We start from the raw sequence: 13,066 nt of genomic DNA, 5'->3' as shown, positions 1-13,066 counted from the left end.
GAGAGGGTGGCCGCGACAGCGGCCGGGTGAGGGTAGCGCAAGGATCCTTGGATTGACCCTCACCCTCCCGCCCTCCGGGCGGGCCCCTCCCTCTCCCGGGACGGGAGAGGGGAAACAGAAGAAGGGACCGAGCACCATGACCACGATCACCACCGACGCCATCGCCGACATCGCGGCCGCGCTCAAGGAACGCACCGTGGTGCCCTACGTCGGGCCGGGCGTCTTCGCCCTGCTGCCGGAATGCCCGGTCCCGCGCAATTCGGCCGAGCTGACGCAGCGCCTGAACGCCAAGGTGGCCGCCCCCGGCCGCATCCGCTCCAGCCTGACCGCGGTCGCCCAGTACATCGAGAGCCGCAAGCACCGCAAGACGCTGGAAACCATCCTGAATGAGATCTTCCGCGCCGAGGTGCCGCCCACCGCCGTGCACGCGTGGCTGGCCTCGCTGCCGGCGCCGGAGCTGATCGTCGACGTCTGGTACGACGCCGTGCTGGAAGGGCTGCTGGCCGGCGCCGCGGATCGCGCCTGGGGGCAAATCCAGGGCCTGTCGCACCCGCAATCCACCGGCGAATGGGTCAAGCACTACGCCCCGGACGGAAGCGAGGTGGACGCCGCCGCGGCCGCCGCGTGGCAGACCATCCTCTACAAGCCCGCCGGCAGCGTGTCGCCGGCCGGCAACTACCTGATTTCCGACTCCGACTTCGTCGAGGTGCTGACCGAGATCGACATCCAGTCGCCGATCCCCCCCGTGGTGCAGCAGCGCCGCACGGGCAAGCACTTCCTCTACCTCGGCTGCCGTTTCGACGCGGAGATCCAGCGCACCTTCGCAAAGCAGATCTCCAAGCGGTCCTCCGACACGCACTGGGCGATCATCGACGGCAAATTGTCGAAGAACGAGGCGCGCTTCCTGGACATCCACGGCATCGCCCGCGTCGACCTGCCCTTGGCCGAAGCGGTGCGGCAGATCGGCGAGGCAATGGCGTAGGGGGTGGGGGCGAGCGCGCCCTACCCCACCTTCAGCCCGTCGCGGAACACCGCCATCTCACCGTCCTTCATGACGGTCCAGGGCTCGTCGCGGGTCAGCGGGCGGGTGGCGATCACGGTCACGACGTCGTTGGGCGTCGTCTCCTTCTCGAAATCCACCGTCATGTCCTCGTCCAGCAGCGTCGCCGGGCCGAACGGCGCCTTGCGCGTCAGCCACGCGAGGTTGGTCGAGCAGTGGCACCACAAATGCTTGCCGTCCGACAGCAGCATGTTGAAGACGCCCAGCCCGTTCAGCTCGCCGGCCAACTCCCGGATCAGCGCGAACAGCGCACCCGAACGCTTCGGCGGCTCGGGGAAGGCCGCGCGGACCCGGCCGAGCAGCCAGCAGAAGGCGTGCTCGCTGTCGGTGCTGCCGACCGGCTGGTAGAAGGACAATTCCTGCTTCTTGATGCCCTTGAGCTGGCCGTTGTGCGCGAACGTCCACACCCGGCCCCACAGTTCGCGGGTGTAGGGGTGTGTGTTCTCCAGCGCCACCCGACCGCGGTTGGCGCGGCGGATGTGCGAGATGACGATGCAGGACTTGATGGGGTACGCCCGCAGCAGCCGGGCGATCTCGGACTCGCAGCTCGGCGCCGGGTCGTGGAAGGTGCGACAGCCCTTGCCCTCGTAAAAGGCAATGCCCCAGCCGTCACGGTGCGGCCCGGTGCGCCCGCCGCGGTTCATCAGCCCGGTGAAGCTGAAGCAGATGTCCGTGGGCACGTTGGCGCTCATGCCCAGGAGTTCGCACATGGTCTCGCTCTGCGTTGGGTTTGCCTGCGGCTCGCCCCAACCTACGACGAACCGCGCGTCCCGTCATTACCCTTGGGCGGGCACCGGACATGGGGCCATGTCGGGTTTCGGACAGCCCTCGACATTGCCGGCCGGCTTGCGCGCCAGCCCGATCCAGGAATCCACCGCATCCACGTCGAAGCCGCAGGCGCTCCGGTCGCCGACGCGCATCAGCGGACGGCGGATCAGCAGGTGATCGGCCAGCAGCAGGGCCAGCGCCTCCGCCTCACCCAGCGCCTCGGGGACCACGGCGCCCGACTTCACCGCCGGGGCGGCGCGGTTGAACCACTCCGCCACCGGCCGGTCGCCGAAGAACGGGCGCAGCGTCTGCTCGGTCCACACCGTGCTCAGGATGTCGCGGACGATCAGCCGGTGCCCGGCCTCCTCCAGCAGCGCTTTCTGCCGGGCGTTGCCGCCGCAGCCGGGCTTTTCGTAGAAGACCACTTCGGCCATGGATTCATCCCCCCTGGAACAGTGGTGAACGCGCCAGCAGCGCGTCGGTCTGCCGCCCGATCTCCTCCTGCACCGCGAGGTCGAGCTTCTTCAGCCAGCGCGACGGGATCTGCTCGACCCCGTAGGTGGCGCCGGCCAGCATGCCGGCGATCGCCCCGGTGGTGTCCGCGTCGCCACCCTGGTTGACGGTCTCGACGATGCAGGATTCGACGGTGTCGGTCTGGAAGTAGTAGTGCAGCACGGTCTGCACGGTATCGACGATGAACGCCGTGGACAGGCCGCGATAGGGCTGGAACTTGAACTGGCGGTGCTGGGCGACCAGCGCGTTGGACTCGTCGCGCACGTCCCTGACGCCGCCGCCGAGGATCAGCCGGCGCACCATCATGCCCAGCGACAGGATCGCCGCGTCGGCCAGCGGGTTGACATGGGTGATGTGCGCCTGCTCCAGCGTCCAGGTGCGGAACGCCGCGTCGTCGCCCAGCGTCGCCAGCACCACCGGCAGGTTGCGCATGGCCGCGCCGTTGCCGGCGTGGTACTCGGCCGGCGGTTCGCTCAGCGTGCCGTGCATGATGTAGCGGCGGATGCCGCGCCGTGTCGTATCCCCGACATCGATGGGCTTGCCCTTGAGCCAGGTCGCAAACTCGTCGGCGACGCGGCGCGCGTCCCAGCCGGTGCCGGACAGGATGGCGCGGCCGAGGTGCAGGCTCATCTGCGTGTCGTCGGTGACCTGACCGGGCTTGAGCCGCAGCCAGCCGCCGCCCTTGATGTGCTTGTGCACGCCGTGCTGGCTGGCGATCTCCGACTTGGTCAGGAACTCCACCGTGGCGCCCAGCGCGTCGCCGCAGGCGAGGCCGAGATAGGCGCCCAGCGCGCGGGAGCGGATTTGCGGGTCCTTTCGAACGTCGGGCGTCATAACAGCGACACCCCGACCCGATAGTCGCCGCCGACCACCAGATACTCACCCTCGCCCTGGAACGGGTAATGCGGGAGGATGTCGCGGAAGAAGACGATTTTCACCACCGGCACCCAGGCCTCCAGAATGTAGTCGCCGAACTGGCCGGCAATGTCGCGGTCGTTGGAAAACGAGCAGAGATTGTTCATCCGCAGCACCGCGGTGCGCTTGTCCGGGCGCTCGACCACGTGGTGCTCGCCGAAATCGTTGACGCCGCGGTAGAGCTTCACCGCGCGCGCCCAGGCGGGCATGGGGGAATCCGGCCAGCCCCGGCGAATCCACCATTGGCAGTATTCGTACAGCAGGTCGATTTGCAGGTTGATGTTGTTGTTGTGAAAGCGCGTCGAGAATTTCTCTTCGCCATAGCGGTTCCACGCGTCGGAAGCGAAACGCCGGATCGGTTCTTTGTGGTACGTCGGCAGCAAACCGAAGCGGCTTTCTGCCCAACCCTTGAGCACGGCGCCCTCGGAATTGTTGCTGTCGAACATCCATCCCTTGAGCAGGCGCAGATAGCTGGCGCGGTAGCGCCGCTTGCCGTCCGCCCCCTCGGCGCCGGAAAAGTCCGGGTTCAGGTCGAAGGTGTTCGCCATGTAATGCTGGAACACTTCGGCCGCGGCGCCGGAGGCCGGCACCTCGTCCAGCGCCTCGAACAGTTCGCCGTGCATGCCGCGCGTGCCGTGGATGCGAAGGACGCGCGGGTTTTCGTTGAAGGCGGCGGTGGCGATCGTCGCGGCGGGGACGCCAACCATGTTGGCGCGGTGGCCGCGCAGCGCCAGCGGCGCGGTGTGCTCGCCAGTTCCCTCGTCCCCGGTGTCGTCCACGCCGTCCGCCATGCCCAGGCACCCTGCCACTTCTTGATAACCGCGTGTTTTGCAATCCATAGGCCACACGCGACAGGTGGCATTCGCGACAACGATGCCGGCAAATTCGAAACACCTTCGGAGCAATCCCCAAAGATGAGACAAGATTAGCGAAAGGTTAAGAAGATTCCGTTTGCCGCGCTTCCGCCGCGTGCGCATAATCGCCGGACCGGCGTTGCAAGAACACGAATGGAAAAACGCCGGCGAAGAACTTGGCCGAAGAATGTGATGGACGGCACCCGCAATCAGAACGGCGTCAATCGGAACGGCGGGGCCATGCACGAGCCCGTGTCCCCCGCCGCCGCGCGCCGGGCCATGCCGCGCCGTATCCGCGGCACCCGCGAGGCGAACGATTCCGTCAAAGTCGCCGACAAGTTGGGCGAGGCGCCGACACCGGCGCGGGCGGAGGCGCTGGTCACCCTGCTCACCCCCTACCGGCGGCGCCTGTTCCATGCGGATGGCAGCAATCCCCTGCATGGGCTCGAAGGGCTGCCGGCTGAGCGCCAGCACGATCTGGCGATGCGGTACGCCGCCCCCATGCTGCTCGACGTGCTGTTGCCGGCCTGCCGCGACCATCTGATCGACCGTCTGGTCGCCCCGGCCAACGCCGAACCGGCCGGGGAGCCGGCGGCGGATGAGGACGGCCTGCCGAGCATCGTCGACGTGGCAGCGGCCATGCGGACCATCATCGGCGCGTTGCGCGGCGGCGGACGCCAGCACGCCGGCGCGGTCATCGGCGCCGTCGAGGAGGCCAGCCGCGCCATGGTGCAGCAGGCCGCCAGCGCCGAACTGCCGGCCGGCACCACGCGCGGCATCACCCTGCTGTCGCACACGCTGCTGCGGCTGGAGGCGCTGCGGCTGGTGCTGGAAACGCTGGGCGCGCGCAGCGACGCGCTGGGCGAGGTCGCCTACCAGTCGCGCCGGGTGGCGCGGCTGGCGCTGCGGCACGCCGCCAACACGCTGAACGCCTATGTGGACAGCCACGATTTGATCACGCTGCACGGCAGCCTTCAGGTGATCGGCGCGGTGGACAGCCTGATCGTGGTGGCGCTGCGCATCCTCGACGCGCTGGAAGGCCAGGAGGAGGAGGAGACACCCTTCGTCAAGGTCGCCGACGAGGTGGCGCTGGACAACTACGTCGAGGCGGCCACGCGGCTGGCCCAGGCGCTGGTCGATCTCGTGCGCAACGCGCTGTCCGCCGAGGAGTTCGACACCCTGCTGTTCGCCGCCATGGTGCGCAAGATCAAGTGGCTGCACCGCTTCTGCGCCCGCCTCGGCACCGATCACAGCCGCCGCCCGGCGGCGCTGGACGAGTTGGGCGACTACATCGTCCTGCAAAGCGCCATGCTGGCGCGGCGCACCGGCGACTGGCTGACCGAGACGCTGGGCTCGGCCGACGACGAGCGCCAGAACCGGCGGCTGGAGCGCGCCGAGGTGGTCGCCGACCTGCTGGCCGAAATGAACCGCCGGCACGTCCAGGAATCCCTGGAAGTGCGCATCGCTGCCATGCGCCTGACGCTGTCGGCACGCACGCAACCGGCATCAGACTAAGACAACAGGCATATTCAAATTAGAACAATCATAAATATGCTTACCCTTTAGCAATAACCGAAGGAGCATAGTTCACTATCCGGGCCGCATCGTGAGCGGCCCGATCGCGTGGAGACCATCATGCTCATCGGTCGTTTTTCCATTCTGACCCGGCTGGTGGTCGGATTTGGCTTCGTTCTGGCGCTCACGGTCGGGCTTGGTGTGTTCGCCGCGCAGCAGATGCAGACGCTGTCCGACCTCACCGCCAAGCTCTACAAGCACCCCTTCACCGTCAGCACCAGTGCGCTGGAGGCCAAGGCGGACCTCATCGCCATGCACCGGGGCATGAAGGACGTGGTGCTGTCGCAGGACGCCGCCATGCTCGACGCCGCCACCAAGGCCGTCGACAAGTACGAGGCCGAAGTCTACGCTAATCTCAAGACGGTGCAGGAACGTTTCCTGGGCGACAAGCGTCTGGTCCAGGATCTGACGACCGCCTTCGACGCCTGGAAGCCGATCCGCGCGGAGGTGATCGCCTTCATGCGCGAGGGCAAGCGGAGCGAGGCCTTCGACATCACGCGCGGCAAGGGCGCGAAGCAGGTGCAACTGGTGTCCGGCAAGATGGACGAGCTGGTCACCTTCTCGCTGAACAAGGCCGCGGACTTCGACAAGAGCGTCACCATCGACAGCGACTCCGCCACCTTCCGCCTGTACATGTCGCTGGGCGCGCTGGTGGTGCTGGGCGTGCTGGCCGCCCTGGCGATCACCCGCAGCATCACCCTGCCGCTGGGCACGCTGCGCGCCGGCATGGCGAAGCTGGCCGACGGCGACCTCTCCACCACCGTACCGTACACCGACCTGGACAACGAGGTCGGCGCCATGGCCAAGGCCGTACAGGTCTTCAAGGAGAACGGCCAGCGCATCGCCGGCCTGACCGCCGAGCAGGAGGCGCTGAAACGCCGCGGCGAAGAGCAGCGCCGGCAGGACATGCTGCGCCTCGCCGACGAGTTCCAGAGCCACATCGAGGGGGTGGTCGAGCACGTCGCCTCCGCCTCCACCGAGATGAGCGCCACCGCGCAGTCGATGACCGGCATCGCCGACACGGCCATGCGAGAGGCCAGCAGCGCCGCCACGGCCGCGCAGCAGGCGTCCAGCAACGTGCAGACGGTAGCGTCGGCCGCCGAGCAGCTGTCCGCCTCCATCGGCGAGATCAGCACCCAGGTTTCGCAGTCCACCCGAACCTCGCAGGCCGCGGTGGAGAAGGCGGAACGCACCAACGAGATCGTCCGCAGCCTCGCCACCGCCGCCCAGACCATCGGCGAGGTGGTGAACCTCATCAACTCGATCGCCAGCCAGACCAACCTGCTGGCCTTGAACGCCACCATCGAAGCGGCGCGGGCGGGCGAAGCCGGCCGCGGCTTCGCCGTGGTCGCCTCGGAGGTGAAGAACCTCGCCAACCAGACCGCCAGCGCCACCGAGGACATCGCCCGGCAGGTGACCGCCGTGCAGGGCGCCACTGGTCAGGCCGTGGAAGCCATCCAGGACATCGTCCGCACCATCAGCGAAGTCAGCCAGACCGCGACCGCCATCGCCTCGGCGGTGGAGCAGCAGCAGGCCGCCACCGGCGAGATCGCCCGAAACGTCGAACAGGCCGCGCAGGGCACGCAGGAGGTGGCGCGCAACATCGACGGCGTGAACCACGCCGCCAAGGACGCCGGCCATGCCGCCACGCAGGTGTTCAACGAGGCACAGGAGCTGTCCCGCCAGTCCGAGATGCTGAAGCACGAGACGGCGACGTTCATCGCGCGGGTGCGCAACGCATAACCCCCCGCTCTCCACGCACGTCCGCCGGAAGGCCGCCCCTCGGGGCGGCCTTTCGCGTTTTTCGACGGGTGCGGCTGTATTCAACCCGACAATCTGTAGGGCTTTGTCAGGTATGTCACAGATCGGTCCACCCCGGCACGAATCCGACAAAGCGCCAAAAACCCATACGCACCAACCATTTGGTCTATGAAAAAGGAGTTGGCACGCTTCCTGCTCTTACCTGTTCGGCAGCGGCAACGGAGCCGCGACGGAACAACGCAAAGGAGCGACCATCATGACGAAGCCCGGTCTGCGCCAGATCGCCTTCTACGGTAAGGGCGGCATTGGCAAGTCGACGACCTCGCAGAACACGCTCGCCGCTCTCGTCGAGCTGGAGCAGAAGATCCTCATCGTCGGCTGCGACCCCAAGGCTGACTCGACCCGCCTGATCCTGCACGCAAAGGCGCAGGACACCGTTCTGCACCTGGCCGCCGAAGCCGGCTCGGTCGAGGACCTCGAGCTCGAGGACGTCGTCAAGATCGGCTACAAGGACATCAAGTGCGTCGAGTCCGGTGGTCCGGAGCCGGGGGTGGGCTGCGCCGGCCGCGGCGTCATCACCGCCATCAACTTCCTGGAAGAGAACGGCGCCTACGAGGACGTGGACTACGTGTCCTACGACGTGCTGGGTGACGTGGTGTGCGGCGGCTTCGCCATGCCGATCCGCGAGAACAAGGCCCAGGAAATCTACATCGTCATGTCCGGCGAGATGATGGCGCTGTACGCCGCCAACAACATCGCCAAGGGCATTCTGAAGTACGCCAATTCCGGCGGCGTGCGCCTGGGCGGCCTGATCTGCAACGAGCGTCAGACGGACAAGGAAGTCGAGCTGGCGGAAGCGCTGGCCAAGCGTCTGGGCACCCAGCTCATCCACTTCGTGCCGCGCGACAACATCGTGCAGCACGCCGAGCTGCGCCGCATGACGGTCATCGAGTACGCCCCGGAGAGCAAGCAGGCCGAGGAGTACCGCCAGCTCGCCCGCAAGATCCATGCGAACAAGGGCAAGGGCGTCATCCCGACCCCGATCAGCATGGAGGAGCTGGAGCAGATGCTCATGGACTTCGGCATCATGAAGTCCGACGAGCAGGCTCTCGCCGAGTTGGAGGCCAAGGAAGCCGCCAAGGCCGCCGCCGGCGCCTGATCTCGGCACGTCTGAACTGGCCCCCTCCCCAGCCCTCCCCCACGCTTGGGGGAGGGAGAGAGGGGGCCCGGTCCCGCGCTGAAGGGCGCGATGAAGAGTTCGAGCAGGAGGCCAGCTATGAGCTTGGCAGTGAACACGGAAATCGACGTCAAGGGTATCGTCGACAAGGTCCTCGAAGCCTACCCCGAGAAGTCGCGCAAGCGCCGCGCGAAGCACATCAACGTCCTTGAAGCCGAGGCCAAGGACTGCGGCGTCAAGTCGAACATCAAGTCCATCCCGGGTGTCATGACCATCCGCGGCTGCGCCTACGCCGGTTCGAAGGGCGTGGTGTGGGGCCCGATCAAGGACATGATCCACATCTCCCACGGCCCGGTGGGCTGCGGCTACTACTCCTGGTCCGGCCGCCGCAACTACTACATCGGCGACACCGGCGTGGATGCCTTCGGCACCATGCACTTCACGACCGATTTCCAGGAGAAGGACATCGTCTTCGGCGGCGACAAGAAGCTGCATAAGGCGATCGAGGAGATCAACGAGCTGTTCCCGCTCGCCAACGGCATCTCGGTGCAGTCCGAGTGCCCGATCGGCCTGATCGGCGACGACATCGAGGCGGTGTCGCGCGGCAAGGCGGCGGAGATCGGCAAGCCGGTCATCCCGGCGCGTTGCGAAGGCTTCCGCGGCGTTTCGCAGTCGCTGGGCCACCACATCGCCAACGACGTGATCCGCGACTGGGTCTTCGAGAAGACCGAGCCGAAGGCCGACTTCGTCTCGACCCCCTACGACGTGACGGTGATCGGCGACTACAACATCGGCGGCGACGCCTGGGCCTCGCGCATCCTGCTGGAAGAGATCGGCCTGCGCGTCATCGCCCAGTGGTCGGGCGACGGCACCCTGGCCGAGCTGGAGAACACGCCGAAGGCCAAGGTCAACCTGATCCACTGCTACCGCTCGATGAACTACATCGCGCGGCACATGGAAGAGAAGTTCAACATTCCTTGGATGGAATACAACTTCTTCGGCCCGTCGCAGATCGCCGAGAGCCTGCGCAAGATCGCCAAGCTCTTCGATCACTCCATCGAGCAGAAGGCCGAGGCCGTCATCGCCAAGTACCAGCCGATGGTCGACGCGGTGATCGCCAAGTACCAGCCGCGCCTCAAGGGCAAGAAGGTCATGCTGTACGTCGGCGGCCTGCGTCCGCGCCACGTGGCCGACGCCTACCACGACCTGGGCATGGAGATCGTCGGCACGGGCTATGAGTTCGCCCACAACGACGATTATCAGCGGACTTCGCACTATGTGAAGGAAGGCACGCTGATCTACGACGACGTCACCGCTTACGAGCTGGAGAAGTTCGTCGAAGAGATCCGTCCCGACCTCGTCGGCTCGGGCATCAAGGAGAAGTACGTCTTCCAGAAGATGGGCCTGCCGTTCCGCCAGCTGCACAGCTGGGATTACTCGGGTCCATACCACGGCTACGACGGCTTCGCGATCTTCGCCCGCGACATGGACATGGCGATCAGCAATCCGGTCTGGGGCCTCCAGAAGGCTCCCTGGTAATCGCTGCCCGGGCATAGGAGTACAAACAGATGTCTCAGAGCGCGGATAAGGTCCTCGACCACTTCACGCTGTTCCACCAGCCCGAATACCAGGCGCTGTTCGAGCGGAAGAAGAAGGATTTCGAATTCGGTCACTCCGACGAGAAGGTCGCGGAAGTTTCCGAGTGGACGAAGTCCAAGGAGTACCAGGCGAAGAACTTCGCCCGCGAAGCGATCACCATCAACCCGACCAAGGCCTGCCAGCCGATCGGTGCGATGTACGCGGCGCAGGGTTTCGAGGGGACGCTTCCCTTCGTGCACGGTTCGCAGGGCTGCGTCGCCTACTTCCGCACGCACCTCACCCGCCACTTCAAGGAGCCGAACAACGCGGTCTCCTCGTCGATGACGGAAGACGCGGCGGTGTTCGGCGGCCTCAACAACATGATCGACGGCTTGGCCAACGCCTACACGTTGTACAAGCCGAAGATGATCGCCGTCATGACCACCTGCATGGCGGAAGTCATCGGCGACGATCTTGGCGGCTTCATCACCAACGCCAAGTCCAAGGAGAGCGTGCCGCAGGACTTCCCGGTCCCGTATGCCCACACCCCGTCGTTCGTCGGCAGCCACATCGTCGGCTACGACAACATGATGAAGGGCATCCTGTCCTCCTTCTGGGACAAGGCCGAGGACTTCACCGTTCCGAAGACCGAGGCGATCAACCTCATCCCGGGCTTCGACGGGTACGCGGTTGGCAACAACCGCGAACTGAAGCGCATCGCCGGTGAGTTCGGCATCGACATGACGATCCTGTCGGACGTCTCCGATGTGTTCGACACCCCCGGTGACGGCGAGTACCGCATGTACGACGGCGGCACGACGCTGGAGGCCACCAAGCAGGCCCTCCACGCCAAGGCCACCATCTCCATGCAGGAGTACAACACGCCCCAGACCCTTCAGTTCGTGAAGGAAAAGGGCCAGGACGTCGCCAAGTTCAACTACCCGTTGGGCGTGACGGCCACCGACGAGCTGCTGCTCAAGCTCTCCGAGCTGAGCGGCAAGGCCATCCCGGACTCGCTCAAGCTCGAGCGCGGCCGGCTGGTCGACGCCATCGCCGACAGCCATGCCCACCTGCACGGCAAGCGCTTCGCCGTCTACGGTGACCCGGACTTCTGCATCGGCATGTCGCGCTTCCTGATGGAGCTGGGTGCGGAGCCGGTGCACATTCTCTCCACCTCGGGTTCGAAGAAGTGGGAGAAGCAGGTCACCAAGGTGCTGGAAGGCTCGACCTTCGGCGCTTCGGGCAAGGCCTACGGCGGCAAGGATCTCTGGCACCTGCGCTCGCTGCTGTTCACCGATCCGGTCGACTACATCATCGGCAACAGCTACGGCAAGTACCTGGAGCGTGACACCAAGATCCCGCTCATCCGCCTGACCTACCCTATCTTCGATCGGCACCACCACCACCGTTACCCGTCCTGGGGTTACCAGGGCGCGCTCAACGTCATGGTCCGCATCCTCGACCGTATCTTCGAGGACATGGACGCCAAGACGAGCCAAGTCGGCGTGACGGACATCTCGTTCGATCTCGTCCGCTGATCCCCGGACGCCTTCCCTCAGGGGAAGGCGCCCTCGGAACTCGAGAAAGCAGCCAGCTCCCGTCCATCCGCGGGGGCCGGTTGTTTTTTTGTGGGGGTGCCGAACGCACCCGGCTCCAAAGCAGTTGCTGGTGGTGTAAAATGCGCCCTGTAACCGTAAGAGCCCCCACCATGGCCAAGACAGTCGCCACCACTGTCCGCCCACGCGAAGACGTGGCAGCGCTCCGAGCAGACTTGCAAAAGGGGCGCGACGAACTGCGCAGTGGCTTGGGTATCGACGGGGACGAGGTCTTCGCCCACCTCGAAGCCAAGCACCCTCAAAACATCGGCGCCCGCGCGTCGCAACGGTAGAGCAGCAGGCGCACGGTCGGCAACGCGACCAGCGTCGCCACCACCCCGTATCCCAACGCCCAGGCCGGCGCTGCCTGCACGAACAGCGACAGCAGCAGCCCGCCGACCACGGCGATCTCCGCGTAGATCGAGCCCTTGAGGATCGGGTTGTGCGCATCGGCGCGAACGACGTCGCGCAGGATGGCGCCCAGGCTGGCGTTCATCATCGCGAAGGCCGGCCCCCACAGCTCCAGCGGATGGCAGTTGAACTGGATCGCCGTGAACACGCCGGTCACCGTGAAGCTGGCCAACCCGATGGCGTCGAACACCACCAGGAGCGTCGTCGGCTTCAGCCGGCGCGCCACCAATACGTAGAGATGGACGAGGTCGAAGAAGAACAGCCAGCGCCCGCGTGCCCGGTCGACGAGCCACAGGAAGCCGCGCACGACGAACACCGTGATGAGGATCGCGTACATGTAATACGGCCGGCGCCTGAAGGCGTCGTCCGTATCACCCTTTCAATCAATGCTATCGCATTGATCTGTCGGGTTTTACCGGCGGCGCTCGATGGAAGCGATCAAGCGCCGCCGGTATAAGACGGCTGGGCCAGGATGCCCGGTGGGTTGCGGCCGGCGATCAGGTCCATGATCAGGCCGCCGCCCAGCGCCGGCAGCCACGCCAGCATCAGGGCGCCGAAGATCGAATAGCGCTCGGACCGCGCGATGGTGATGCCCGACAGCGCGAAGGCGACCGTTCCCATCAGATCGATGGTGAGGAACCACGGCGTGTTGACGACCTCGCCGAACGATGCCGATACACCCATGCTGCGGAGCCCCCTTTTCGGCAGTCGTGACGACGGACGACCGTCCTTTGCCGGGTCGGGGCGTGGTTCGTCAAGGTTGCCGTCCGTGTGCGACATCCGACAAAGCCTGGGGATTGTCAGGTATCGAACAGCCCCGCCATTCCCGACATCGCTGCGATATCAATAACATAACCTG

The 13,066-nt window shown here is 66.0% G+C and carries 12 protein-coding genes; 6 read left to right on the top strand and 6 right to left on the bottom strand.

The window, feature by feature from the left end; genetic code table 11:
- Positions 1-136: 136 nt before the first annotated feature.
- Positions 137-982, top strand: a complete 846-nt coding sequence (locus ACSVDD_RS12015) for an SIR2 family protein (RefSeq protein ID WP_448189587.1) — start codon at positions 137-139, stop codon at positions 980-982.
- 20 nt (positions 983-1,002) lie between these two features.
- Here the strand turns inward: ACSVDD_RS12015 and ACSVDD_RS12010 are convergent, their stop codons facing one another.
- The 4 genes from ACSVDD_RS12010 to ACSVDD_RS11995 all read right to left on the bottom strand — a co-directional run bounded on the left by ACSVDD_RS12010 (position 1,003) and on the right by ACSVDD_RS11995 (position 4,047).
- A complete protein-coding gene (locus ACSVDD_RS12010) occupies positions 1,003-1,770 on the bottom strand; it encodes a class II glutamine amidotransferase (RefSeq protein WP_448189586.1) in 768 nt (255 codons plus the stop codon).
- Between the two features lie 66 nt (positions 1,771-1,836).
- Positions 1,837-2,262, bottom strand: coding sequence for an ArsC/Spx/MgsR family protein (locus ACSVDD_RS12005; protein WP_448189585.1), 426 nt, complete (start codon positions 2,260-2,262; stop codon positions 1,837-1,839).
- 4 nt (positions 2,263-2,266) lie between these two features.
- On the bottom strand, positions 2,267-3,175 hold the full coding sequence (draG, locus tag ACSVDD_RS12000) for an ADP-ribosyl-[dinitrogen reductase] hydrolase (protein WP_448189584.1): 909 nt from the start codon (positions 3,173-3,175) through the stop codon (positions 2,267-2,269).
- Entirely contained in the window at positions 3,172-4,047 is an 876-nt protein-coding gene (locus ACSVDD_RS11995; protein ID WP_448189583.1) for an NAD(+)--dinitrogen-reductase ADP-D-ribosyltransferase, read from the bottom strand. Before ACSVDD_RS11995 ends, draG begins: the two co-directional genes overlap by 4 nt.
- A gap of 255 nt (positions 4,048-4,302) precedes the next feature.
- Here ACSVDD_RS11995 and ACSVDD_RS11990 point away from each other — a divergent pair, with 255 nt between their 5' ends.
- The 5 genes from ACSVDD_RS11990 (at position 4,303) to nifK (ending at position 11,739) form a co-directional block, all read left to right on the top strand.
- On the top strand, positions 4,303-5,625 hold the full coding sequence (locus tag ACSVDD_RS11990) for a hypothetical protein (protein WP_448189582.1): 1,323 nt from the start codon (positions 4,303-4,305) through the stop codon (positions 5,623-5,625).
- 120 nt (positions 5,626-5,745) lie between these two features.
- Entirely contained in the window at positions 5,746-7,428 is a 1,683-nt protein-coding gene (locus ACSVDD_RS11985; RefSeq protein ID WP_448189581.1) for a methyl-accepting chemotaxis protein, read from the top strand.
- Positions 7,429-7,702: 274 nt separating this feature from the next.
- Positions 7,703-8,605, top strand: a complete 903-nt coding sequence (nifH, locus tag ACSVDD_RS11980) for a nitrogenase iron protein (protein ID WP_448189580.1) — start codon at positions 7,703-7,705, stop codon at positions 8,603-8,605.
- A gap of 117 nt (positions 8,606-8,722) precedes the next feature.
- Entirely contained in the window at positions 8,723-10,162 is a 1,440-nt protein-coding gene (gene nifD / locus ACSVDD_RS11975; protein WP_448189579.1) for a nitrogenase molybdenum-iron protein alpha chain, read from the top strand.
- A gap of 29 nt (positions 10,163-10,191) precedes the next feature.
- Complete coding sequence (nifK, locus tag ACSVDD_RS11970; RefSeq protein WP_448189578.1) at positions 10,192-11,739, top strand: nitrogenase molybdenum-iron protein subunit beta; 1,548 nt, start codon at positions 10,192-10,194, stop codon at positions 11,737-11,739.
- A gap of 316 nt (positions 11,740-12,055) precedes the next feature.
- On the opposite strand, the gene ACSVDD_RS11965 is transcribed toward nifK, so the two are convergent.
- On the bottom strand, positions 12,056-12,544 hold the full coding sequence (locus ACSVDD_RS11965; RefSeq protein WP_448189577.1) for a TRIC cation channel family protein: 489 nt from the start codon (positions 12,542-12,544) through the stop codon (positions 12,056-12,058).
- 101 nt (positions 12,545-12,645) lie between these two features.
- The gene (locus ACSVDD_RS11960; RefSeq protein ID WP_448189576.1) at positions 12,646-12,891 is read right to left on the bottom strand and encodes a trimeric intracellular cation channel family protein; all 246 of its coding nucleotides are present in this window, start codon (positions 12,889-12,891) and stop codon (positions 12,646-12,648) included.
- Positions 12,892-13,066 lie beyond the last annotated feature (175 nt).

The organism is Azospirillum terrae (assembly GCF_053470425.1).
This window is presented reverse-complemented; position numbering and strand designations above follow the sequence as displayed.

Bases quoted from the DNA above. Each gene is read 5' to 3' on its own strand.
- ACSVDD_RS12015 (WP_448189587.1), top strand. From the start codon at position 137: ATGACCACGATCACCACCGACGCCATCGCCGACATCGCGGCCGCGCTC.
- ACSVDD_RS12010 (WP_448189586.1), bottom strand. From the start codon at position 1,770: ATGTGCGAACTCCTGGGCATGAGCGCCAACGTGCCCACGGACATCTGC.
- ACSVDD_RS12005 (WP_448189585.1), bottom strand. From the start codon at position 2,262: ATGGCCGAAGTGGTCTTCTACGAAAAGCCCGGCTGCGGCGGCAACGCC.
- draG (WP_448189584.1), bottom strand. From the start codon at position 3,175: ATGACGCCCGACGTTCGAAAGGACCCGCAAATCCGCTCCCGCGCGCTG.
- ACSVDD_RS11995 (WP_448189583.1), bottom strand. From the start codon at position 4,047: ATGGCGGACGGCGTGGACGACACCGGGGACGAGGGAACTGGCGAGCAC.
- ACSVDD_RS11990 (WP_448189582.1), top strand. From the start codon at position 4,303: ATGGACGGCACCCGCAATCAGAACGGCGTCAATCGGAACGGCGGGGCC.
- ACSVDD_RS11985 (WP_448189581.1), top strand. From the start codon at position 5,746: ATGCTCATCGGTCGTTTTTCCATTCTGACCCGGCTGGTGGTCGGATTT.
- nifH (WP_448189580.1), top strand. From the start codon at position 7,703: ATGACGAAGCCCGGTCTGCGCCAGATCGCCTTCTACGGTAAGGGCGGC.
- nifD (WP_448189579.1), top strand. From the start codon at position 8,723: ATGAGCTTGGCAGTGAACACGGAAATCGACGTCAAGGGTATCGTCGAC.
- nifK (WP_448189578.1), top strand. From the start codon at position 10,192: ATGTCTCAGAGCGCGGATAAGGTCCTCGACCACTTCACGCTGTTCCAC.
- ACSVDD_RS11965 (WP_448189577.1), bottom strand. From the start codon at position 12,544: ATGTACGCGATCCTCATCACGGTGTTCGTCGTGCGCGGCTTCCTGTGG.
- ACSVDD_RS11960 (WP_448189576.1), bottom strand. From the start codon at position 12,891: ATGGGTGTATCGGCATCGTTCGGCGAGGTCGTCAACACGCCGTGGTTC.